Here is a 21,869-nt window from a genome sequence, read left to right on the forward strand (position 1 = left end):
TTGGCCGCGTAACCCCCGGGTGACGGTTGTCACATCCGCACAATGACGCAAGCGACTGCCGCCAAGGACTTGCGCGGGATTATGTTGCGACGCAAGGGAGGGCACATGAACAACGACACTCGCATCGCACGCCTCGAACACGTTGGAAAACGCTATGGCACGGTCGTCGCGCTCGACGGGATCGACCTGGACATCCACCGCGGCGAACTGCTGGCCCTGCTGGGCCCGAACGGCGCGGGCAAGAGCACATGCATCGGCCTGCTGCTCGGCCTGCATCGCGCCGACAGTGGCACCGCGACGCTGTTTGGCGAAGATCCGCAGGATATCGGTCCGCGCCGGCGTATCGGCGTGATGTTGCAGGCCGCGAACCTGCCGGCGACGTTGAAAGTGGGTGAACTGCTTCGCCTGACGGCGAGCTATTACCCCGACCCACGGCCGCTGGCCGAATGCGCGTCCCTTGCGGGGGTCGCCGACCTGCTCGGCCGGCGGTACGGTGCCCTCTCGGGCGGCCAGCAACGGCGCGTCCAGTTCGCCATGGCGATGGCCGGTCGTCCGGAGATACTCTTCCTCGACGAGCCGACGGTCGGCATGGACATCACGGCGCGGCAGTCGCTATGGGCGGCCATCCGGCAACTCGTGGCCGGCGGTTGCGCGGTGGTGCTGACGACGCATTACCTAGAGGAGGCCGAGGCACTCGCGGACCGCGTCTGCGTGATCGCGAAGGGCAAGGTCGTTTCCGAGGGCAGCGTGGACGCGCTCCGTGCGCGCGTGGCGTTGCGGCGAATTCGCTGCCTGACCTCGCTCGATCCGGGCATCGTGGCGGGATGGCCGGATGTCGCCTCGGTCGAGGCGCGGCAGGACCGCCTGGCGATCGCGACCACCCAGGCGGAGGTGGTCGTGAGGCGCCTGCTGCACGCCGATCCCTCGCTGTCGGAGCTGGAAGTGCAGCGCGCCGGCCTCGCCGAGGCCTTCACCGAAATCGCCCGCGGCGCCGATGCCGCACAGGAGGCCGCATGACCGCCATCGACACCGCCATCGGCCAGGGAACCGTGGTTGCCATGACGCCGGGACGTCTCCTCGACGCATACGTGCAGGAGGCGAAAGCCGAGTGCCTGCGCTATCTGCGCAACCCCGGATTCCTGCTGCCGACCTTGCTGTTCCCATCGGTGTTCTACGTGATGTTCGGCATCTTCCTCGGCCATGCCAATAGCGCGGATGCACCGCGCTACCTGCTGGCCTCGTATGGCACCTTTGGCGTCATGGCGCCGGGCCTGTTCGGCTTCGGCGTGTCGCTGGCGCTGGAACGCGACAGCGGCTTGCTGACGCTGAAGCGCGCCTTGCCGATGCCGCCGGGCGCGTACCTGCTGGGCAAGATGTGCATGGCCTTGCTCGTGGCCGCGATCGTCGCCGCGATCCTGTTGTGCCTGGCCATTTTCGTGGCCGGTGCCGCGTTGCCGCCTTCCCGCGCCGCCGGGTTCTTCGGCGTCGAAGTGCTCGGTTCCCTGCCGTTCTCCGCGATGGGCCTGCTGCTGGGCACGCTGGTGAAAGGGCAGGGCGCGCCCGGCGTGGTCAACCTCGTCTACCTGCCGATGGCTTTCCTCTCCGGCCTGTGGATTCCGCTGCCGGTCATGCCGCCCTTCCTTCAGTCGATCGCACCGCTATGGCCGGCATACCATCTCGACCGGCTGGCGCTTTCGGCGGTGGGTCTGGGCGACGGCGGCGACGCCGTGCACGTGGCCGTCCTGGCCGGCTTCACCATCGTCTTCGTGGCGATCGCGGCGCGTCGCTTGCGCCGTCACGGTTGAAGTAGCATGGGCGCACGCCTTTCCACGGACACTCCCATGGTTCCTTCGTGGTTCCAGCCAACGCCGGATTCGCTCTGGAACCGCTACCGCGACAAACCGAGGCTGCGGATCGGCAGCCTGTTCCACCTCGTGTGGACGGTGTACGTCTTCGGCGATCTCGTTTTCGCCGAGAAGCTCGGCCCGTACTGGATCCCGGCGACCGCCATCACTTTTCCCATGTTCCTGATGCTATACGGCCTGAGCTACGTGCGTCCGGTACGCGAGGCGAGGTTGTACGCGATCGCCGTCGCCCTGATGGGATATGCCACGCTCAAGTTCAACACCAGCGGCGGCGCCTGCTATGTGATCTACGCCTGCGCGATGATGGGTTTCGACGGGGTGCCCAAGCGATGCTTCATAGGCATCGCGGCGGTCATCGCCGGCTTCATGGCCACGGCATGGCTCCTGCTGTCGTGGCCGTTCGCGGTCATGGCCACCCTGTCGTTCATCGCCTTGTCGGTCGGCTCGGTCAACGTCATCTATCGCTTCAACGCGCAACGCGACGCCGAACTGAAACTGTCGCACGACGAGGTCCGCCGGCTGGCCGCAGCGGCGGAACGCGAGCGCATCGGCCGCGACCTGCACGACCTGCTTGGCCACACGCTGTCGTTGATCACGTTGAAACTGGAATTGTCGCGCCGCCTGCTCGACCGCGACGCCGCGGCGGCACGGCGTGAAATGGAGGAAGCCGAGCAGGTGGCACGCGAGGCGCTGGCGGAAGTGCGTTCGGCCGTGACGGGTATCCGTGCCTCGGGCGTCGTCGCCGAACTGGCGGCGGCGCGGCTGCTGCTCAATACCGCCATGATCGATTTCATCTACACCAGCGAGATGCCCGTGCTTCCCGCGCGCGTGGACGCGGAACTCGCACTCGTCCTGCGTGAGGCCGTGACCAACATCCATCGCCATGCCGGCGCGTCGTGCGCGGAAGTGATGGTGGCCATGGACACGCGTGCCTGCACGATGACCGTCAAGGACAACGGGCGGGGCGTGGATGGTGGTGAAGGCAACGGCATCTGCGGCATGCGCGAGCGTGTGCGCGCGCTGGGCGGCACGCTTGTCTTCGAGTCGAGCCGCCAGAAGGGCACCGTCCTCCGGATCGAAGTGCCGTTGACGCCGGCAGACCGTCTTTTGTCGCATGCGAGTGTCGGCGCGCCGGTGGCCTTGCCCCTGGCGGGACCGGGCAGGATGGCCTCGTGATGCGTATTCCTCCGCCGCGTCCGGATTCCCTGCTCGGCGGCCTGCGCTCGCCGGTGTACCTGCGTTGGCAGGCGGGCTTGCAGGTGTTCTGGCTTATCGCCCTGATCCAGGCACCGCTCGCCGTGAAGGGGTTCGACTGGACCTGGTTTGGCCCGACCGTTGCCTCGATCCCGGTCTATCTCGTCTGTTACGTGGCGGTGTTCATGGCGCCCTTGTCGCGCCTGCCGTTCCATGCCGGCATCATCGCCGTGCTCGGCTTCGTCCTGTGGGCGGTGAATCCAGTATCGCTGGGCTATGTGGTGATCGGAGTAACCCTGCTCGCCTATTCCGGACGGGCCCAGGTCTGGCTGCTTGGCGTGGCGATGGCCACGCTGCTCACGCTCGCGTGGGTATACCTGTTCCGTGTGCCGATGGTGCACGTGCTCGTCGTGTTCGGTGGCGGCCTCGCGGCGGGCTTCGGCAACTACCTCTACGTGCGCGGTGCGCGACGTGATGCCGAACTGCGCCTTTCGCAAGCGGAAGTACGCCGGCTTGCGACTCTGGCCGAACGCGAGCGCATCGGACGCGACCTGCACGACCTGCTCGGCCATACGCTGTCGCTCATCACGTTGAAGTCGGAACTGGCCAAGCGTGTCGCCCTGGCCGATCCCGCGCGTGCCCAGCAGGAGATGGAGGAAGTGGAGCGGGTCGCCCGCCACACCCTCGCCGAGGTACGCAGCGCGGTGACCGGTCTGCGCGCCGGCGATCTCGCCAGCGAGCTCGTATCGGCGCGGCTCATGCTGGAAGCGTCGGGCATCGCCCTGAGCGTCGAACTGCCCGACGGTATCGATTTGCCGAAACAGACCGAAGCGTCGCTGGCACTCGTGCTGCGTGAGGCCGTCACCAATATCCATCGCCATTCGCGTGCCACCGAGGCACGCGTGATCATGACCCGGAACGGACAGGAATTCTCGATGCGCATCGTGGACAACGGCTGCGGCGGTCTCGCCGCGCATGGCAATGGCGTATCCGGCATGCGCGAACGCGTGCGCCAGATTGGCGGCCACCTCGCCATCGACTCGCCGGTGAAACAAGGGACGGCGCTCGACATCGGCATTCCGGCGCATGCCCGGCAAGCGGGAGGTTTCGCATGATCCGTGTCTTGCTGGCGGAAGACCAGGCGATGGTACGTGGCGCGCTGACGGCATTGCTGAGCCTGGAATCCGATATCGAGGTGCTTGGTTCCGCCGCCGATGGCGAATCGGCCTGGCGCGAACTCCAGCGGCTCAAGCCCGACGTGCTGGTGACGGATATCGAGATGCCGGGGCTCACCGGGCTGGAGATCGCCCAGCGGGTTCGCCGGCACGAGTTGCCGGTAAAGGTCATCATCGTCACCACCTTCGCCCGGCCCGGGTTCTTGCGCCGCGCGCTGGATGCGGGCGTGGGCGGCTACTTGTTGAAGGACGCACCCGCCGAGAACCTGGCCGAGGCGCTGCGGACCGTGCATCGCGGCGGCCGCGCCATCGACCCGCAACTGGCGCTCGAGGCATGGTCGGATGCCGATCCGCTCAACGACCGCGAGCGGCAGGTGCTCCGCCTGGCGGGTGAAGGACAGTCCGCCAGCGAGATCGGCGCCCAGTTGAACCTCTCGCACGGCACGATTCGCAACTATCTGTCCGAGGCGATCGGCAAGCTGGGCGCGGCCAACCGGATCGAGGCATATCGCCTGGCCCGGCAGAAGGGCTGGCTCTAGGGGCACCGGCGGCCACGCGATGGGCGATAATCCCCCATCCGTCGCTCCGCCCCGGTTGTTTCCGTGAAAAAATCCGACTTCGACTTCGATCTTCCGCCCGAACTCATCGCGCAGGCCCCGCTGGTCCGGCGGTCGGGGAGCCGGTTGCTGGTGATCGACGTCGCGGCGCACACCAAGAAGGACCGCAAATTCGCCGAACTGCCGGAGATGCTCCAACCCGGCGACCTGCTGGTGTTCAACGATACCCGCGTCCTCCCGGCGCGCCTCTATGGACGAAAGGAATCCGGTGGCGCGGTCGAGATCCTCATCGAAAGGGTCACGGGGGCGCATGAGGCGAGGGCGCAACTGGGCGTCAGCAAGAAGCCTAAGGAAGGCGGGCGAATCGAGCTCGCCGACGGTAGCATGGTGACCGTGCTGGGGCGCGACGGCGAATTCTTCCTGCTGCGCTTCGAAAGCGATGAGCCGCTGGAGCGCCTTCTTTCACGCCTGGGGGAGATGCCCCTGCCGCCTTACATCGAACGCGGCGCCGACGAGGTGGACACCGAGCGCTACCAGACCGTGTTCGCGCGCGAGCCGGGCGCCGTGGCGGCACCGACCGCCGGTCTGCATTTCGACGAAGACCTGCTAGAAAAGCTGCGGGCGCGCGGCGTGGAGATGGGATACGTCACCCTGCACGTGGGCGCGGGCACGTTCCAGCCGATGCGCGCGGAAGATGTTCGCGACCACGTGATGCATCGCGAATGGTTGAACGTGGGTGCGGGGCTCGTCGAGAAGATCCGCGCGACCCGCGCCGCGGGCCATCGCGTCGTGGCCGTGGGCACCACCGTCGTCCGCGCGCTGGAAAGCGCCACCGTCGAAGGCGTGCTGCGTCCATTCGCCGGCGAGACGCAGATCTTCATCTTCCCCGGCTACAAGATCACCAGCGTCGATGCGTTGATCACCAACTTCCACCTGCCGCAATCGACCCTGCTGATGCTGGTATCGGCGCTGGCAGGCAAGGAAGTGATCCTGGATGCCTACCGCTACGCGGTGCTGCAGCGTTACCGTTTCTTCTCCTACGGCGACGCCATGCTGATCATGCCGCCAAGGTCCGCCTGACGCGCTACGGCTGGCCCGGCGCCCCGTGCGACAGATCCGTCGAGATATCGGCCGCGGCGGCCACCAGCAAGCGCGCGGTGGCCTTCATGTCGATCTTCGCGCCGCGGCGTTCGATGAAGGGCACGGTCAGTGCGCAGACGGCGTGGTTGCCTTCGATGATCGGGGCGGAAAGATCGGTCACGCCATCCACCACTTCGCTGGGTATGGTGGCAAGGCCGGCGCCGCGGACTTCCCTGAGGGTGTTCTCGATACGCGCGCGCTTGAGACCGGGCTCGTGATCGAGCATGGTGCGGAACCAGCGCTCGCGGGTGTCGTCGGTCTGCCAGGCCAATAGGACGTAGCCCGAAGCGGAATGCGATATCGGACGGCGGTGTCCCACGCGGACGACCAGACCGGTTTCCCCTGGCGGGTCGACGCGTGCGATCACCACGATCTGTTCCTGCGAGGGCACCACGAGGTGGCAGGACTGGTCGATCTCGTCGGCGAGGCGATGCATGACCGGCATCGCCGTTTCCACCAGGTTCTTCACCGGCGGCTGCTCCATGCCGAGACGGAACAGGCGTGGTGTGAGCGAGTACGAACCTTCGCCATCGGGCCGGGAGATATAGTCCCTCTCTTCGAGCACCTGGAGCATGCGGAAAATTTCGCCACGGGAACGGCCGACGCCGTCGGAGATCTCGGCGATGGAAAGGGGCTGCGTCGCCTTGGCGAGCAACTCCAGGATGTCGAGGCCCTTGTCGAGGGCGGGGGCGCGATACTTCGGCGAATCTGTAGGCATGGCATTCCGTGGCGGTGACGAAGATGGCTGGACGAGTCTAGCCTGCCCGATGCGCGGAGGCGCACACGCGGCGGCTGACGGCTATGTTGCAGCGCAGCTTGTTATGCAGGTGAATAATAAGTTCATATTTGCACACTGGGGCCGGCCACGGTAGAGGAGACACGCATGCAGTTGCACACGCCGTTGGAGGTGCCCGCCACGCGCGCGCCTGCCCGGGCTCCGTGGTTTCCGCTGGCGTTGATCGTCAGCCTGTTCTTTCTCTGGGGCGTGGCGAACAATCTCAACGACGTGCTCGTCGCGCAATTCAAGAAGGCGTTCACCCTCTCGGATTTCCAGGCCGGACTTGTCCAGAGCGCTTTCTACCTTGGATATTTCATCGTCGCCATACCCGCGGGCGTCTTCATGCGCCGCTACGGCTACAAGGCGGCGGTGGTGTTCGGGCTGATGCTCTACGGCGCGGGCGCCTTGCTGTTCTGGCCCGCCGCGGCCACGGCGACGTATGCCACCTTCCTCGTGGGCCTGTTCGTGATCGCGGCGGGGCTCGCCTTCCTCGAGACCTCGGCCAACCCATATGTCACCTTGCTCGGACCACGCGAGTCGGCGGCATCGCGGTTGAACCTGGCGCAGGCGTTCAATCCCCTCGGTTCGATCACCGGTGTGTTGATCGGTCAGCATTTCATCTTCACCGGGGTGGAACGCTCGCCTGCGGAACTCGCGGCGATGGACGTGGTGGCGCGCACGGCCTACATGAAGAGCGAGGCCGCGGCGGTACAGATGCCGTACCTGGTCATCGGCCTCGGCGTGATCGCCTGGGCCGTCATCATCGCCGTGACGCGCTTTCCGCGCACGGCATCGACCGAGGACGGAGGCGTGCTGGTGGAGCGGGGCGTGCTCGGCCGTCTGCTGCGCGATGGTCGGTTCATGTCGGCGGTGGCGGCGCAGTTCTTCTACGTGGGCGCCCAGGTCGCCATCTTCAGCTACATGATCCGCTATGCACAGGCGACGATGCCGGGGACGGCGGACAAGGCCGCCGCCAATTTCATCACGGCGGGACTGCTTTGTTTCATGGCCGGCCGTTTCGCCGGCGCCGCATTGATGAAGTACCTGCGGCCGGCACGCGTGCTCAGCACCTTCGCGTTGGTCAACGTCGTCCTTGCGACGACCGCGGCCTTCGTCCCCGGCAGCATCGGCATCTATGCGCTGGTGGCTTCGAGCTTCTTCATGTCGATCATGTATCCCACCATCTTCGCCCTCGGCGTCGAAGGGCGCGGCGACACCGAGCGCAAGTTCGGTGCCTCGTTGCTGGTGATGTCGATCGTCGGCGGCGCGGTGGTCACCGCGGCGATGGGCGCGACATCCGACCGCCTCGGCATCGCCCACGCGATGCTCGTGCCGATGCTTTGCTTTGTCGCGATCTTTCTCTTCGCCTGGCGGCGATCGAGGGGCCAGGAGGCAGCCGCATGACGTGGCAATGCCTCGCGCTCGACCTGCGTGACGATCCCGCGTCGATCGCGGAGTACGAGCGTTGGCACCGCGCCGAATTCATCTGGCCGGAGGTCGTCCATTCGATCCGTGCGGCAGGCATCCTGGACATGCGGATCTTCCGCACCGGAAACCGGTTGACGATGCTGATGCGCGTGGGACCGGAGTTCGATGCCGGGGCCAAGGCGGCCGCCGATGCGGCGAGCGAACGGGTGCGGGCGTGGGAGGCGTTGATGTCCACCTTCCAGCAACCGCTGCCCTGGGCGGAAGCCGGGCAGAAGTGGGTGCCGATGCGGCAGATCTTCGACCTGGCGGACTGCGGCTGATTATCCGCGCCAGAGGATATCCGGCGACACCTTCGCCGCATCTAGCGTTCCCGTCAGCGCCATCGTCACGCTCAACTCCTTGCGAATCAGCTCGATCGCCTGCGTGACGCCGGCTTCGCCGCCCGCGCCGAGCCCGTAGAGGAAGGCTTTGCCGATCAGTCCGGCCCGCGCGCCCAGCGCAAGCGCCTTGAGCAGGTCCTGCCCACTCGTGATGCCACTGTCGAGCAGTACCTCCGTGCCGCCGGCGACGGCGTCCACGATGGATGGCAGGACATCGATGCTGGCCGGCGCACCGTCCAGCTGGCGCCCGCCGTGGTTGGATACGACGATCGCATCCACGCCGTGGGCGACGGCCTGGCGCGCGTCCTCGGCGTCGAGGATACCCTTGAGGATGAGCTTACCGGGCCAGAGCTCGCGTATCCAGCCGAGGTCGTTCCAGTTCAAGGTCGGGTCGAACTGGCTGGCGATCCACTGCGCCAGCGTGGTCAGGCTGTCCGCACCCTGGATATGCCCATCGAGGTTGCCGAACGACCGGCTCGGTGCACGCAGCACGTTCCACGCCCAGCGCGGCTTGCTCGCGATGTCGAACAGATTGCGCAGGGTGATCCTGGGCGGTACGGAGAGGCCGTTCTTGATCTCGCGGTGGCGCTGGCCCTGCACGGTCAGGTCGACCGTCAGCATCAACGCCGAGCACTCCGCGGCGAGCGCGCGACGGATGAGTTCGCGGGTGAAGCCGCGATCGCGCATCACGTAGACCTGGAACCAGAATGGCGCTTCCGTGGCGGCACGCACCTGTTCGATGGAACAGATCGACATCGTGCTGAGGCAGAACGGTATGCCGGCCTTCGCGGCGGCGCGTGCGCCATGGATCTCGCCGCTGCCGTGTTGCAGACCGGTGAGACCGGTCGGCGCGATGGCCAGGGGCATGCTCAGCGCCTGGCCCATCACCGTGGTGGCGAGCGAGCGGTTGTCCACGTCGCGCATCACGCGCTGGCGGAAGCGCAGGCGCTCGAACGCGCCGCGGTTCTCGCGAAGCGTCGATTCGTCGTAGGCGCCGCGATCCGCGTATTCGAAGAACGCCCGGGGTACACGGCGCCTGGCGAGGTCACGCAAGTCGGCGATGTTGGTGACCGGCCTTTTCATGTACTCAGTCGTCCACGGTCAGCGATAGTTCCCGCCAGACGAGTCCATCCGGAAACAGGTGGTCGCTCACCGAATCCGGATGCATCTGGGCGGAGAATCCCGGTGCGGTCGGCGCCATGTAGCGGCCGCGCACGATCCGCACGGGGTCGACGAAGTGCTCATGCAAGTGGTCCACGTACTCGATGGCACGGTCTTCCTTCTTGCCCGTGATCGCCACGAAGTCGGCCATGGCCAGGTGCTGCACGAGTTCGCACAGGCCCACGCCGCCGGCATGCGGGAACACGCGTACGCCGAAATGCGCTGCCAACAGCAGGATCGCGAGGTTCTCGTTCACGCCGCCGACGCGTGCGGCGTCGATCTGGATGAGATCGACCGCGCCCGCTTGCAGGAACTGCTTGAACATCACGCGATTCTGCCCGTGTTCGCCGGTGGAGATGGGCGTGGGCGCGACGGCGCGGCGGATGGCGGCGTGGCCGAGCACGTCGTCTGGGCTGGTCGGTTCCTCCACCCATGCGAGGCCCACGCTCTCCAGTGGTTTCAGCCATTCGATGGCGGTGGTCACGTCCCAGCGCTGGTTGGCGTCGACGGCGATGGCGATGTCCGGACCCACGGTGGCACGTGCCAGCCGGCAGCGGCGTATATCGTCCTCCAGGCGAAGACCGACCTTGAGCTTGATGGTGCGGAAGCCATCCTGCACGGCCTGCCGCGCAAGCCGCAGCATCTTTTCGTCGGAATAGCCGAGCCACCCGGGGGAGGTGGTGTAGGCGGGATACCCTTCGGTTTCCAGTTGCGCGATGCGCGCCTGCTTGTGCGGCTCGGCCTCACGCAGGATGGCCAGCGCCTGTGCGGGCGATAGCGCATCGGTCAGGTAACGAAAATCGATCTGCCCGACGAGTTGCTCGGGAGTCATGTCGGCGATGAAGCGCCACAGCGGCTTGCGGGCGCGGCGCGAGGCGAGATCCCAGGCGGCATTGATCACCGCCCCGATGGCCATGTGCATCACACCCTTTTCGGGGCCGAGCCAGCGCAGTTGCGAGTCGCCATTGAGTTCGCGCGCGAAGTCGCCGAGGCGATCGACGATGTCCTCGATGGGGCGGCCGACCACCATGTGTTCCAACGCAGCGAGGGCGGCCGTCTGCACGTCGTTCCCGCGTCCGATCGTGAACACGAGCCCGTAGCCGGAGAGGCCGTCCGGACTGTCGGTGCGGAGGACCACATAGGCCGCCGAGTAATCCGGGTCCGGATTCATCGCGTCTGAGCCATCGTGGTCGAGCGAGGTCGGGAAGCGGACATCGAACGTGTCCAGCGCCGTAATTTTCACCATGTGGTCCGGCCTCCTTAGCCGGCGACGTATCGATCCGTAACGATGGAATTCAGGACGGGCGGCCGGGGTGCGCCACGACATCCTGGCGCTGGCGGCCGAGTCTTTCGATGCCCAGCTCGATGACGTCGCCGGGCTTCAGGTAGGTGGGTGGCTTGAGGCCGAGTCCGACGCCGGCCGGCGTGCCCGTGCTGATGACGTCCCCGGGCATCAGGGTCATGTAGCGGCTGATGTAGCTCACCAGTCGCGCGACGCCGAACACCATCGTTCGTGTGTTGCCGTTCTGGTAACGGTGGCCGTTGACCTCGAGCCACAGCGAAAGGTTTTGCGGGTCGGGCACTTCGTCGCGTGTGACGAGCCAGGGGCCGATGGGGCCGAACGTGTCGCAACTCTTGCCCTTCACCCACTGGCCGCCATGCTCGAGCTGGAACTCGCGTTCCGACAGGTCGTTGATGACGGCATAGCCGGCGACGTGCTTCATCGCGTCGTCGATCCGCACGTCCCGGGTCACTTCGCCGATGATGACGCCCAGCTCCACTTCCCAGTCGGTCTTCACCGAACCGCGTGGAATCACCACGGTGTCGTTGGGCCCGCCGATGGCGGAGGTCGCCTTCATGAAGAGCACGGGCTGTTCGGGCACCGGCGCATTCGTCTCGGCGGCGTGGTCGGCATAGTTCATGCCCACGCAGATCATCTTGCCGATGCCGCCTACCGGGGTTCCCAGGCGCGGTTCGCCTTTCACGATGGGGAGCGTCGCAGGGTCGATAGCGGCAAGGCGGCGCAGTCCCGCGTTGCCGAGCACGTCGCCGGCGATGTCGGCGACCACGCCGGAGAGATCGCGCAGTTGGCCGCTGTCGTCGACGAGGCCGGGCGTTTCCTTGCCGGGTGCGCCGAAACGGACGAGTTTCATCGGAGTGTGTTCCTCAGTTCGACCAGCCGCCATCCACGACGTGGACGGTGCCGGTGGTGAATGACGATTCGTCGGAGGCCAGGTAGACGGCCAGTGCCGCGATTTCGCGCGGCTCGCCCAGGCGGCCCATCGGCTGGCGATCGGTAAAGCCGCGCCATGCGGCTTCTTCGTCACCGCCAAGCGCACGCACGCGCGCCGCCAGGGAAGGCGTCTTCACGGTGCCGGGACAGATGGCGTTGCAGCGCACGCCCCGCGCCACGTAGTCGGCGGCGATGGATCGGGTGAGGCCGATGACCGCCGCCTTGGTGCTGCCATAAGCGAAACGGTTCGGCACGCCCTTGATGCTGGAGGCGACCGAGGACATGTTCACGATGCTTCCGACGCCGCGTTCCAGCATGCCGGGTAGTACGGCGCGGCAGGTGTGGAACATGCTGTCCACGTTGATCGCGAAGGAACGGCGCCATGCATCGTCGTCGGTATCGAGGAGGGTGCCTGCGTGCACGTAGCCGGCGCAGTTGAAAAGGATGTCGATCGCCCCCGCGGCGGCCACGACGGCGGCGATGGCCTCCGCGTCGGTCACATCGAGGCGCCGCGTCGTCACGTTCGGGTGCCCGGCAGCGAGGCTGGCCAGTTGCGTCGCGTCGATGTCGGTCGCCAGCACCGTCGCCCCTTCCGCGGCGAAGGCCAGGGCGGTGGCACGGCCGATGCCCGCACCGGCCGCGGTGACCAGTGCATGCTTCCCCGCAAGGCGGCCGCTCATGCCGGCTTCCTGCGTCGAATGGGCGTGATGAACGGGAAGGGTCGCTTCATGCTGGTGTCCTCGATGCGTCGTGGGCCGGCAAGGGGCGGGCCGGGGAATACAGGGCTAGCGCGTTGCCGCCGAATACCGCGTCCGCCGCCCCTGGTGCGTGGCGGTGAACGAGTTCCCTGGCGCATGTCTTCCACGCGCCATAGGTCGCGTGCGTCGTGAGCACTGGCCAATCGCTGCCCCAGACCAGGCGTTCGGCGCCGAATGTCTCGAACAAGTGGGCGACGTAGGGATCCAGCGCGAGCGGATCGGCCGATGGGTCGGTGAGCGTGAGCAGGCCGGAGAGCTTGCAATACACATCGGGCATCCGTGCGAGACGCGCGATGGCACCGGACCATTCGGTAAACCCGTTCGCGGCGATGTCCGGTTTGGCGGCGTGGTCGATCACGGTGCGCAGGCCGGGATGTTTCCCCAGCCGCTGGTGGAGCGCGCGCAGGTGCCGGTTGTCGACGAGCGCGTCGAAGACGAGGCCGCGTTCGGTGATGAGGTCGAAAGCCTGGTCGAGCGACGACGACGCCAGCCAATCCGTATCGGGGATGTCCTGCACCATGGGCCGGATGCCGCGGAGCAGGCCGCCGCCATCGGCGATCAACGGGTCGAGACGGGCTTCGACATCGGGACGTTCCAGATCGACCCATCCCACCACGCCGATGACACCGGGCATGTCGCGGGCAAGCTCGAAGAGGAAACGCGTCTCTGCTTCGTCCGGCGCGGCCTGGACGAGGATGCAGGCGTCTGCGTTTCCGGGCAGGTCATCCGGCAGGAAGGCGCGGCGCAGCGCCGCCGGCGCATGGGCCAGCCACGCATAATCGAGCCGCGAAGGGTCCCAGTAGTGGCGATGTGCGTCGACGATCACGGCGTGGGCACTCCGTCGGCAAGCAAACCTTCGTCGCGTAGCGCCTTCCATGTGGCCGGGGGGACCTCGGCACGCTGGCGGAGCAGCGCGGCATCGACTTCCGCGACGGAGCGCAGGCCGCAGACGACGCTGACGACCGCCGGATGGGCGAGGGGGAATTGCAGTGCGGCCGCACCGACATCGGCTCCAGTGCGCGCACATATGTCGTAGAACCGCTGCGCGCGTGCGAGCACGCCGGGCGTGGCGGGTGCGTAGTTGTAGGTCGCGCCGGGACCATCGGCGCCACCGAGCAGTCCTGAGTTGTATGGACCGGCGATCAGCACGGATACGCCATCGGCCTGGACCTGCGCCATCACCGCCTTGCTGTCCGCCTGCTCGAACAGCGTGTAGCGCCCGGCGAGCATGATCGTGTCGAGGGGAAAGCGCGGCATCACTTCCAGGCATACCGCTTCTTCGTTCACGCCAATGCCGATGGCACCGACAAGGCCTTCCTCGCGCATTCGTGCCATTTCAGGCAGCGCTTCGTCCAGCGCCTGGGCCAGCATCCGAGGATGGCGCTCGCCGTGCGTGAGCGCGCCGATATCGTGCAGGAAGAGGATGTCGATGCGGTCGGTGCGCAGACGGCGCAAGCTCGCTTCGAGGGCCCGGCGCACGCCGCCGCGGCTGTAGTCGAAGCGCGCGGCGAGGCCGTCCACCGCGAAGCCGTCAGCCTCTCCGCGCCGGCCCGCGGCGTCCTCGATCACGCGGCCCACCTTCGTGGAAAGGGTGTAGCTGTCTCGTAGAACGCCAGCGAGTGCATCGCCGATCCGCGTTTCACTCAACCCGAAGCCGTAATAGGGCGCGGTGTCGAAATGGCGGATGCCGCCGGTCCAGGCGTGAAGGATCGTCTGGCGCGCGGCGACCTCGTCCACCTCGGCGTAAAGATTGCCTACCGGAGCGCCGCCGAATGCCAACCGGGACAACGGCCTTGGCCTGCGTCCTGGTGGTGGGGCGGGAGTCTGGCTCGCGTGCTGCGACGGCATGAATGCTCCTTGGCGCGTACTGCGCAGGTATAAATACTACGTTTATATGTGAACTTGTCTAGAGCCCTGAACGATTCCTGTCGAATGTTGCAGTGCAACTTGAATCGGTAGAAACATATCTGAATACTGAGTTCGCCAGTGAACGGATCGCAAGAACTTCTGCGTCCGGAAAATGACAACGTTGTCGGCGTGGGGCCGGTCCGTTGCATCGCTGGATGCGGGGGGTAACGCCCGCGCCGTCGCCAACGGCGCGGTTCCATAAGACAAGCATGCGCTGCCCGGGCAGGGCGGAAGGCGTGTATCCGGAATACAGCGTTCGGGGAGATCATCCATGACCATCAGCAAGACCCTGTTGTGCGCGAGCATCCTTTGTGGACTCGCCACGGCTGCACACGCGCAGGACGCCACACCCGCCCCGGCGGACCCTCCGAAGACGGCGCAGCAGAAGGCTGCCGACAAACGGGTGGAAGAATTGCAGGCGGTGACCGTCACCGGTTATCGCGGCAGCCTGGAGAAGGCGATCGACGTCAAGCGCAACGCCAATGCGGTCGTGGACGCGATCAGCGCGACCGATATCGGCAAGTTCCCGGATACGAACGCCGCCGAATCGCTCTCGCACCTGCCTGGCATCACGGTGGACCGCCAGTTCGGCGAAGGCGAGAAGATCAGTGTCAACGGCACCGACGCGGCGCTGAACCGCGTGCTGCTGAACGGCCAGACCATCGCCTCGGGCGACTGGGGCGGCAACCCGACGGATACCAGCGGCCGCACGTTCAACTATTCGCTGCTCTCGCCCGAGATCATCGGCCTGATGGAGGTCTACAAGTCTCCCGAGGCCCGCATCGACGAGGGCAGCATCGGCGGCACGGTGATCATCCACACGCGCAAGCCGCTCGACCTGCCGGCGAACACGCTGCGCGGCTCGCTCGGCTACAACTACAACGACCGCTCGGCAGAGGGTAATCCGCGCGCCTCCGCGCTGTGGAGCTGGAAGAACGCCGACAGCACGTTCGGCGTCCTCACCAGTGTCACTCATGACAAGGAGAACCTGTCCCGCGCGGGCATCGAGTTCTTCGGCTATACCACCGGCGCGAACATCACGGGCAATCCGAACGTCACGGGCGACCAGAACTACGCCAACGCGAAGATCCCCGTGGGCATCAACAGTGCGTATTTCCAGCAGACGCGCGAGCGAAACGGCTTGCAGTCCACCTTGCAGTGGCGTCCGGACGAGCACAACGAGTTCAACCTGACCGGCTTGTACGTCAAGGGCAAGTACGACAACTTCAGCGAGTCGCGCTACGTGTGCCCCGGCTGTGGCGATCTCAACAAGCTGACCGATATCAACGTCGCGAACGGCTACATCACCTCCGGCACGGTGTCCTCCACCACGGGGAACGGGCAACCGTACGCCGAACTGGATGCGAACTACCGCAAGACCGAGGTCTCGACCAAGAGCATCAACCTGCGCCACGACTTCAACGGCGACGCCTGGGTGTTCACCAGCCAGGTCGGCTATACCAGTGCCAGTGGCGGCAAGGATCCCGAGTACCTCATGAAGTACCTGCTCCAGAACGGCGGGTACAACTTCGGATACGACGGGCGCAACACCAGCGTGGGCTACCAGAACGGTTCGGCGGCCAACTGGGGGCTGGTCGGTTCACCGGCGGGTTCACCGCCGGGCGATACCTCGCTGCCGGGCCAGAACCAGGCCGGCGGCATCTACTACGAGACGACGACGGATCGCGAACGCTATGCGCAGTTCGATGCCTCGCGCGACCTGGAATGGGGCCCGATCAACCAGATCCAGATGGGCGTGAAGTACACCAACCACTTCAACGGCACGCAATCGCGCGGCAACCGTATCAACACCACCGATCCCATTTCGCTGACGGATTTCGATCCGGGTTCGACCCCCAGCGGCCTGTTCGATGGCCTACACGCGAGTGGCGACCTCACCGACTGGCCGACGGCCAGCCAGAGCAGCGTCGTCGACTACCTGAAGTCGCAACCGCAGGGGCCGTACACCCTGAACTACCCGTCGATGTTCGGCGTGTCCGAGGTCACCAAGGACGCGTACGTGCAGATGAACTACCAGTCCGGCAGCTGGCGCGGCAATGTCGGCGTGCGTTACGTCGACACGAAGGACACGTCGAACTACTACGTCAACAGCGATGGCGGTACCTACAGCCGCGTGTCGACCAGCACGCATTACTACAAGCCGCTGCCGTCGGTGAACGTCGCCTATGACCTCGACGAGGACAAGGTCCTGCGCCTGTCCGTGGCGAAGGTGATCGCCCGTCCGCGTTACAGCGACCTGGCCGGCGCCACATCGCTCAACGGCGCGGCCACGGGCAACTTCACGGCCAGCGCGGGCAATCCGGACCTCAAGCCCTACCAGTCGACCAACTTCGACCTGTCGGCGGAGTGGTATTTCGCGCCGGCCAGCTTGCTGTCGGTCGAGGGTTTCGTGCGGAAGATCGACAGTTACATCGTCACCACGACGTCCGAACGCGCGTTGACCGATCCGACCACCGGCCAGACCAACGTGTATTCGGTGACCTCGCCGATCAACGCGTCCAACGCGAAGGTGTCCGGCCTTTCCCTGATCTACCAGCAGGATCTCGGTCACGGCTTCGGCATCCAGACCAACTACACGTACAGCAAGGCCACCACGCAGACCCAGACCAACGGCGACAAGCTGAACTTGCCGTACCTGTCGAAGAACACGATCAACATCATCCCGTACTACGAGCACGGTCCCTGGTCGGCGCGCATCAATTACAGCCGCCGTTCGCCGTACTTCACCCAGGTGGGACGGCTCAACTCCAACGTGTTCGCCGACGCGTACAAGGAGCTCGACCTGAGCGCCTCGTACCAGATCACGCCCTGGGCCGGCATCACGCTCAGCGCGACGAACCTGCTGGATTCGACGTATTACCAATACGCCGATATCAAGTACGCTCCGATCGGTGAGTACAAGAGTGGACGCACGTACTCGATGACCCTGAACTTCAAGCTTTAGCGCGCACCGGCGGTGGCTGCCTCCCTGCGGCGCCGCCGGTTCTTTTTTTGCCGGAAGGAGTCCATGCATGCGACGACGATTGGTGTTCCTCGTGGTGGCCCTGCTGGCCGGCGTTGCCCACGCCGACGGGGCGACCGCGCCCACGGCAGGCAGCGTTTCGCCTCAGGCCCAGGACCTGGCCTGGCAGAAGGCCTCGGCGAAGTTCGCGCCCGAGCGCCGGGCTATCCTGGAACGGGTCGCGAAGGGCTCCGGCCAGGGGCCGTTCCGTCCCGATTGGGCGTCGTTGCAGGCTTACCGCTCGCCCGCCTGGTACGACGACGCCAAGTTCGGCATCTTCATCCATTGGGGTGTCTACTCGGTACCCGCGTTCGGTAGCGAGTGGTACTCGCGCAACATGTACAAGCAGGGCACGAAGGAATTCGCCCATCATGTGGCCACCTACGGGCCGCAGTCCCGCTTTGGCTACAAGGACTTCGTTCCGATGTTCAAGGCGGAACATTTCGATCCGGACGCATGGGCCGCGCTGTTCCGCGAGGCCGGCGCGCGTTACGTCGTGCCGGTGGCCGAGCATCACGACGGCTTCGCCATGTACGACTCGAAGCTGTCCGACTGGACGGCGATGACGAAGGGGCCGAAACGCGACGTCATCGGCTTGCTGGCGAAAGCCGTTCGGGGGCAGGGCATGCGCTTCGGCGTATCGTCCCATCGGGCCGAGCATGACTGGTTCTTCGATGGTGGCCGCCATTTCGATTCGGATGTGAACGATCCGGCGAATGCGGAGTTGTACGGTCCGGCCGTGGACCACCTCAGCAAGCATGACGAGAACCTCGCTGATGATTGGACCTACGTCTCGCAGGCCTGGCTCGACGACTGGCTCGCGCGCACGGCTGAACTGATCGACGACTACCACCCGGACCTCATCTATTTCGACTGGTGGATCGGTCATCCGACGTTCCGCAATACGCTGCCCACGATGCTGTCGTACTACTACAACGACGGCGCGAAACGCGACGGTGTCGTGGTGAACTACAAGCTTGGCGACTTCCCCGAGGGCGCGGGCACGCTGGATATCGAACGCGGCCAGCTCACCGGCATCCACGCCACGCACTGGCAGACCGATACCTCGATAAGCAACGATTCCTGGGGTTACATCGAGCACGACACCTACAAGTCGTCGTCTTTCATCATCCATCTGCTCGCCGACGTGGTCAGCAAGAACGGCAACCTGATGCTCAACATCGGTCCGCGCGCGGATGGGACCATCCCGCAGGGCGCGCAGGACACCTTGCGCAGCGTCGGCCGCTGGTTGAAGGCCAACGGCGAGGCGATCTACGGCAGCAAGCCCTGGCGTGTGTTCGGGGAAGGCCCCACCGAGGTGGTGGGCGGTACGTTCCAGGACACCAAGACCAAGCCGTACACGGCCGAGGATTTTCGCTTCACCACGGGCAACGGCAAGCTCTACGCCATCGAACTGGGCTGGCCCGCCAAGGGCAAGGCCTCGGTGCGTTCGATCCAGCCCGGCGACAAGGTGACGCGCGTGGAGTTGCTCGCCGACGGTAGCGACATTCCGTTCATCCAGGATGCCGGTGGCCTGCACCTTCGTCTTCCCTCCCACCCTGTCGGCAGCGATGCGTACGTGTATCGCATCACGCTGGCCAACCCGTCCAAGGCCACCCCATGAAACGACTGCTCATCGCGCTACTCGCCTGCCTCCTGTGGATGCCGATCGCCGCATTCGCGAAGGCGCCCGTGGCGCTCTTCTACATGATGGAAACGCAGAAATCGATCGCTTCGTTCGAGGCCCACGTCGACAAGATCGACGTGCTGGTGCCGACCTGGTACGGCGTCGATGAGAACGGCCTGGTCTCGGGCGCACCCGATGCCTATGTGTTGAAGATCGCCAAGGCGCACAAGTTGCCCGTGATGCCGATCATCTCGGCAGGTGGTGACAGGGCGAAGTTCCACGCGCTGCTGACCAACGAGACCGCGAAGAAGGCGATGATCGGCAGCATGATCGAGCAGGCGAAGCTGCACGGTTTCAGCGGCTTCCAGTTCGACTTCGAGAACATCGCCTGGACAGACCGCGATGCGCTCACCTTGCTGACGAAGCAGACCTACGAGGCATTGCACAAACACGGCCTCCAGTTGAGCATGGCGGTGGTGCCGAACGCGCCGGGTTATGCCGGCCGGGGCGCCTTCGGCAAGTGGATGTGGGAGTACTGGCGCGGTGCGTACGACCTGAAGGAACTGGCCAAGGTGCTCGACCTGGTCTGCCTCATGACCTACGACCAGCACACGCGCTGGACCACGCCCGGGCCAGTGGCGGGCATGCCATGGGTGATGGAACACCTCGAGTACGCGATGAAGGTAGTGCCGAAGGAGAAACTGTCCCTGGGTATCGGCCTCTATGGTTACCACTGGTTCGCCGGGAATCCGGTGAGCGCGGATGGCAAGGAGAACTCGAACATCTCGGCGGAGTACATCGATGCCGACGCGTCGTTCCCGCTGGCCAAGCAGTTCGGCGCGACGATGCAGTGGGATCCGGTGGAACACGAGTCGTGGTTCTACTTCTATCGCGACCAGATGCGCGAGTGGGTGTTCCTTCCGGATGCGCGCGCCTTCCGCGACCGGTACGACGTGGCGAAGCAGTATGGATTGCAGGGATTCTGCGCGTGGGTGCTCGGGGCGGAGGATCCGAAGATCTGGGATGAGTTGCCTGACGCCGTGCGGTGAGGGTGGGGCGCGCCGGTAACGGCGCGCCATCGCCGGCATAGCCGGCTCCCACACAAAGCCGCGATAGCGAGATATGGCAGCCGGCTCCCACACGAAGCTGAGCCGGCGAAATATGGCAACTATCTCCCACGCAAGGCTGGGCTGGTGAAATGTGGGAGCCGCTTCAGCGGCGATAACGGCCCCTCACCATTCGACCGGGGGGATCGTTCAGTGCCCCACCTTGAACAGCTTGAACTCACGGATCCGCGCCGTCCCCACGGCCGAGAGGATGTTCAAGCGCACCCGCCGCGCGGTCACCGGTTCAAAGGCATCGATCTTCATGTGGCCGATGGCCTGTGCCTGGGCGACTGTCTTCCACCCCTTGCCATCCCACACCTGCACGGCATAGCCGTGAACGTTCTGCCCGCCATCCAGCCACTCCATGCTCATCGCGTGGTCGAAGGTCACATCGCGCCCGAGATCCACCTCGAGCGTGGCATTCGCCGAACCGGCCGGGGCCGACCAGAACGTGGCCCGATCGTTGTCCAGCGCCGCGGCGACGTTGTCGTCGACCGCGCCATGTTTCACCGCCAGGTTGGCCTCGTCGCCATAACGCGCCTTCAGCGCCTTGCCGAACTCCGCCAGCCGCCGCACATCGGCGTCCGGTAGCAGGCCGTGCGTATCGGGCGCGACGCCCAGCATGAACTGTCCGCCCTTGCCGACGCTGTTCTCCCAGTTGTCCATGAGCTCGTCGACCGTTTTCAACGAGGTGGCGAAATCCGGCTTCGAACTGAAGAACCAGTGATCCTTGTGCAGTGGCGTGTCCACTTCCAGTGGGCGCCAGCGCAGCTGGCCATGCCGGTCGATGACGTTCCAGTTCTCGCCCTGCACCACGCCTTGTTCGTTGCCCACCCAGCGGATGTCGCCGTAGTCGAACAAGGCCACGTCCGCGAAGACCATGGTATTTGGCTGGTAGGTGCGCAGGGTCTCCACGTACTTCGCGAAATCGTAGACGTGGCCCGCGCTACCGGCGCCGTCGAGCCACCACTCGGTCAGCGGGCCGTAATGCTGGACCAGTTCCTCCATCTGCGAGAGGTAGTACTTGTCGTAGGCCGCCGAATCCTTGTAGCGCGGATCGTGCCGGTCCCATGGCGAAAGATAGACACCGAATCCGAGGCCGTTCTTCTTCGCCGCGTCCGAGGCCATGCGCACGAGGTCGCCCTTGCCACCTTTCCAGGGGCTGGCCTTCACCGAGTAGTCGGTCTGTCCGGTGGGCCACAGCGCGAAGCCGTCGTGGTGTTTCGCGACCAGCACCATGTAACGCACTCCGGCGGCTTTCACCGCGCGAGCCCACTGGTCCGGATCGACCTTGTCGGGATGGAATACGGAGGCGGGCGCGGTGCCATCGCCCCATTCGCGATCGAGGAACGTGTTGGTACCGAAATGGACGATCACGCCGAATTCGAGGTCTTGCCATGCGACCTGCTGCGGCGACGGTTTCACGTCGGTGAACGATTCGGCGCGCGGCACCCCGGGCAGGGATGCCAGCAGGGCGACGGCGAGGCAGGAAGCCAGGCGGCGGAGGGAGGGATGCTTCGTCATCGAACGGGATCTC

Annotated in this window: 19 protein-coding genes; 11 read left to right on the forward strand and 8 right to left on the reverse strand. The window is 65.6% G+C overall.

Annotation, left to right across the window (positions count from 1 at the left end; genetic code table 11):
- Positions 1-105: 105 nt before the first annotated feature.
- From J2T07_RS12255 to queA, 6 genes are all read left to right on the forward strand, one after another.
- The gene (locus tag J2T07_RS12255) at positions 106-1,017 is read left to right on the forward strand and encodes an ABC transporter ATP-binding protein (protein WP_306850351.1); all 912 of its coding nucleotides are present in this window, start codon (positions 106-108) and stop codon (positions 1,015-1,017) included.
- Positions 1,014-1,805 carry an ABC transporter permease gene (locus J2T07_RS12260; RefSeq protein WP_306850352.1) on the forward strand — a complete coding sequence of 264 codons (792 nt, stop codon included), beginning with the start codon at positions 1,014-1,016 and terminating at the stop codon, positions 1,803-1,805. Before J2T07_RS12255 ends, J2T07_RS12260 begins: the two co-directional genes overlap by 4 nt.
- A 6-nt stretch (positions 1,806-1,811) precedes the next feature.
- Positions 1,812-3,041 (forward strand): sensor histidine kinase, encoded by a 1,230-nt coding sequence (locus J2T07_RS12265; RefSeq protein ID WP_306850353.1) that lies wholly within the window; start codon positions 1,812-1,814, stop codon positions 3,039-3,041.
- Positions 3,041-4,174, forward strand: coding sequence for a sensor histidine kinase (locus J2T07_RS12270; protein WP_306850684.1), 1,134 nt, complete (start codon positions 3,041-3,043; stop codon positions 4,172-4,174). Before J2T07_RS12265 ends, J2T07_RS12270 begins: the two co-directional genes overlap by 1 nt.
- A complete protein-coding gene (locus tag J2T07_RS12275; protein ID WP_306850354.1) occupies positions 4,171-4,773 on the forward strand; it encodes a response regulator transcription factor in 603 nt (200 codons plus the stop codon). The genes J2T07_RS12270 and J2T07_RS12275 overlap by 4 nt, the downstream gene beginning before the upstream one ends.
- Positions 4,774-4,836: 63 nt before the next feature.
- Positions 4,837-5,871 (forward strand): tRNA preQ1(34) S-adenosylmethionine ribosyltransferase-isomerase QueA, encoded by a 1,035-nt coding sequence (queA, locus tag J2T07_RS12280; RefSeq protein ID WP_306850355.1) that lies wholly within the window; start codon positions 4,837-4,839, stop codon positions 5,869-5,871.
- 4 nt (positions 5,872-5,875) lie between these two features.
- Here queA and J2T07_RS12285 read toward each other — a convergent pair whose 3' ends face one another.
- Positions 5,876-6,649, reverse strand: a complete 774-nt coding sequence (locus J2T07_RS12285; protein WP_306850356.1) for an IclR family transcriptional regulator — start codon at positions 6,647-6,649, stop codon at positions 5,876-5,878.
- Between the two features lie 165 nt (positions 6,650-6,814).
- Between J2T07_RS12285 and fucP the strand changes: the two genes are divergently transcribed.
- Both fucP and J2T07_RS12295 read left to right on the forward strand, forming a co-directional pair.
- The gene (gene fucP, locus J2T07_RS12290; RefSeq protein ID WP_306850357.1) at positions 6,815-8,113 is read left to right on the forward strand and encodes an L-fucose:H+ symporter permease; all 1,299 of its coding nucleotides are present in this window, start codon (positions 6,815-6,817) and stop codon (positions 8,111-8,113) included.
- Positions 8,110-8,457 (forward strand): L-rhamnose mutarotase, encoded by a 348-nt coding sequence (locus J2T07_RS12295; RefSeq protein ID WP_306850358.1) that lies wholly within the window; start codon positions 8,110-8,112, stop codon positions 8,455-8,457. The genes fucP and J2T07_RS12295 overlap by 4 nt, the downstream gene beginning before the upstream one ends.
- On the opposite strand, the gene J2T07_RS12300 is transcribed toward J2T07_RS12295, so the two are convergent.
- From J2T07_RS12300 to J2T07_RS12325, 6 genes are read right to left on the reverse strand one after another with little or no spacing between them, the layout of a single operon-like run.
- Positions 8,458-9,600 carry an alpha-hydroxy acid oxidase gene (locus tag J2T07_RS12300; protein WP_306850359.1) on the reverse strand — a complete coding sequence of 381 codons (1,143 nt, stop codon included), beginning with the start codon at positions 9,598-9,600 and terminating at the stop codon, positions 8,458-8,460.
- A gap of 4 nt (positions 9,601-9,604) precedes the next feature.
- Positions 9,605-10,924 carry an L-fuconate dehydratase gene (locus J2T07_RS12305; RefSeq protein WP_306850360.1) on the reverse strand — a complete coding sequence of 440 codons (1,320 nt, stop codon included), beginning with the start codon at positions 10,922-10,924 and terminating at the stop codon, positions 9,605-9,607.
- A 49-nt stretch (positions 10,925-10,973) separates the two neighbouring features.
- Complete coding sequence (locus J2T07_RS12310) at positions 10,974-11,831, reverse strand: fumarylacetoacetate hydrolase family protein (RefSeq protein WP_306850361.1); 858 nt, start codon at positions 11,829-11,831, stop codon at positions 10,974-10,976.
- 13 nt (positions 11,832-11,844) lie between these two features.
- Entirely contained in the window at positions 11,845-12,591 is a 747-nt protein-coding gene (locus tag J2T07_RS12315) for an SDR family oxidoreductase (RefSeq protein ID WP_306850362.1), read from the reverse strand.
- Between the two features lie 46 nt (positions 12,592-12,637).
- Positions 12,638-13,495: an amidohydrolase family protein gene (locus J2T07_RS12320; protein ID WP_306850363.1), complete on the reverse strand. Its 858-nt coding sequence runs from the start codon at positions 13,493-13,495 to the stop codon at positions 12,638-12,640.
- Positions 13,492-14,517: an aldo/keto reductase gene (locus J2T07_RS12325; protein WP_306850364.1), complete on the reverse strand. Its 1,026-nt coding sequence runs from the start codon at positions 14,515-14,517 to the stop codon at positions 13,492-13,494. Before J2T07_RS12325 ends, J2T07_RS12320 begins: the two co-directional genes overlap by 4 nt.
- Positions 14,518-14,848: 331 nt before the next feature.
- Here J2T07_RS12325 and J2T07_RS12330 point away from each other — a divergent pair, with 331 nt between their 5' ends.
- The 3 genes from J2T07_RS12330 (at position 14,849) to J2T07_RS12340 (ending at position 20,275) form a co-directional block, all read left to right on the forward strand.
- Positions 14,849-17,542, forward strand: a complete 2,694-nt coding sequence (locus J2T07_RS12330) for a TonB-dependent receptor (RefSeq protein WP_306850365.1) — start codon at positions 14,849-14,851, stop codon at positions 17,540-17,542.
- Positions 17,543-17,609: 67 nt separating this feature from the next.
- Positions 17,610-19,223 carry an alpha-L-fucosidase gene (locus J2T07_RS12335; RefSeq protein ID WP_306850366.1) on the forward strand — a complete coding sequence of 538 codons (1,614 nt, stop codon included), beginning with the start codon at positions 17,610-17,612 and terminating at the stop codon, positions 19,221-19,223.
- On the forward strand, positions 19,220-20,275 hold the full coding sequence (locus tag J2T07_RS12340) for a glycosyl hydrolase family 18 protein (protein WP_306850367.1): 1,056 nt from the start codon (positions 19,220-19,222) through the stop codon (positions 20,273-20,275). The genes J2T07_RS12335 and J2T07_RS12340 overlap by 4 nt, the downstream gene beginning before the upstream one ends.
- Positions 20,276-20,482: 207 nt before the next feature.
- Here the strand turns inward: J2T07_RS12340 and J2T07_RS12345 are convergent, their stop codons facing one another.
- Entirely contained in the window at positions 20,483-21,856 is a 1,374-nt protein-coding gene (locus J2T07_RS12345; RefSeq protein WP_306850368.1) for an alpha-L-fucosidase, read from the reverse strand.
- Positions 21,857-21,869: the final 13 nt, after the last annotated feature.

It is taken from the genome of Luteibacter jiangsuensis (assembly GCF_030812295.1).
GTDB lineage: Bacteria > Pseudomonadota > Gammaproteobacteria > Xanthomonadales > Rhodanobacteraceae > Luteibacter > Luteibacter jiangsuensis_A.

Coding starts and splice junctions, on each gene's coding strand:
- fucP (WP_306850357.1), top strand. CDS start 6,815: ATGCAGTTGCACACGCCGTTGGAGGTGCCCGCCACGCGCGCGCCTGCC.
- J2T07_RS12335 (WP_306850366.1), top strand. CDS start 17,610: ATGCGACGACGATTGGTGTTCCTCGTGGTGGCCCTGCTGGCCGGCGTT.
- J2T07_RS12275 (WP_306850354.1), top strand. CDS start 4,171: ATGATCCGTGTCTTGCTGGCGGAAGACCAGGCGATGGTACGTGGCGCG.
- J2T07_RS12285 (WP_306850356.1), bottom strand. CDS start 6,649: ATGCCTACAGATTCGCCGAAGTATCGCGCCCCCGCCCTCGACAAGGGC.
- J2T07_RS12315 (WP_306850362.1), bottom strand. CDS start 12,591: ATGAGCGGCCGCCTTGCGGGGAAGCATGCACTGGTCACCGCGGCCGGT.
- J2T07_RS12310 (WP_306850361.1), bottom strand. CDS start 11,831: ATGAAACTCGTCCGTTTCGGCGCACCCGGCAAGGAAACGCCCGGCCTC.
- J2T07_RS12270 (WP_306850684.1), top strand. CDS start 3,041: ATGCGTATTCCTCCGCCGCGTCCGGATTCCCTGCTCGGCGGCCTGCGC.
- J2T07_RS12325 (WP_306850364.1), bottom strand. CDS start 14,517: ATGCCGTCGCAGCACGCGAGCCAGACTCCCGCCCCACCACCAGGACGC.
- J2T07_RS12255 (WP_306850351.1), top strand. CDS start 106: ATGAACAACGACACTCGCATCGCACGCCTCGAACACGTTGGAAAACGC.
- J2T07_RS12300 (WP_306850359.1), bottom strand. CDS start 9,600: ATGAAAAGGCCGGTCACCAACATCGCCGACTTGCGTGACCTCGCCAGG.
- J2T07_RS12260 (WP_306850352.1), top strand. CDS start 1,014: ATGACCGCCATCGACACCGCCATCGGCCAGGGAACCGTGGTTGCCATG.
- J2T07_RS12345 (WP_306850368.1), bottom strand. CDS start 21,856: ATGACGAAGCATCCCTCCCTCCGCCGCCTGGCTTCCTGCCTCGCCGTC.
- J2T07_RS12295 (WP_306850358.1), top strand. CDS start 8,110: ATGACGTGGCAATGCCTCGCGCTCGACCTGCGTGACGATCCCGCGTCG.
- J2T07_RS12330 (WP_306850365.1), top strand. CDS start 14,849: ATGACCATCAGCAAGACCCTGTTGTGCGCGAGCATCCTTTGTGGACTC.
- J2T07_RS12340 (WP_306850367.1), top strand. CDS start 19,220: ATGAAACGACTGCTCATCGCGCTACTCGCCTGCCTCCTGTGGATGCCG.
- J2T07_RS12305 (WP_306850360.1), bottom strand. CDS start 10,924: ATGGTGAAAATTACGGCGCTGGACACGTTCGATGTCCGCTTCCCGACC.
- J2T07_RS12265 (WP_306850353.1), top strand. CDS start 1,812: ATGGGCGCACGCCTTTCCACGGACACTCCCATGGTTCCTTCGTGGTTC.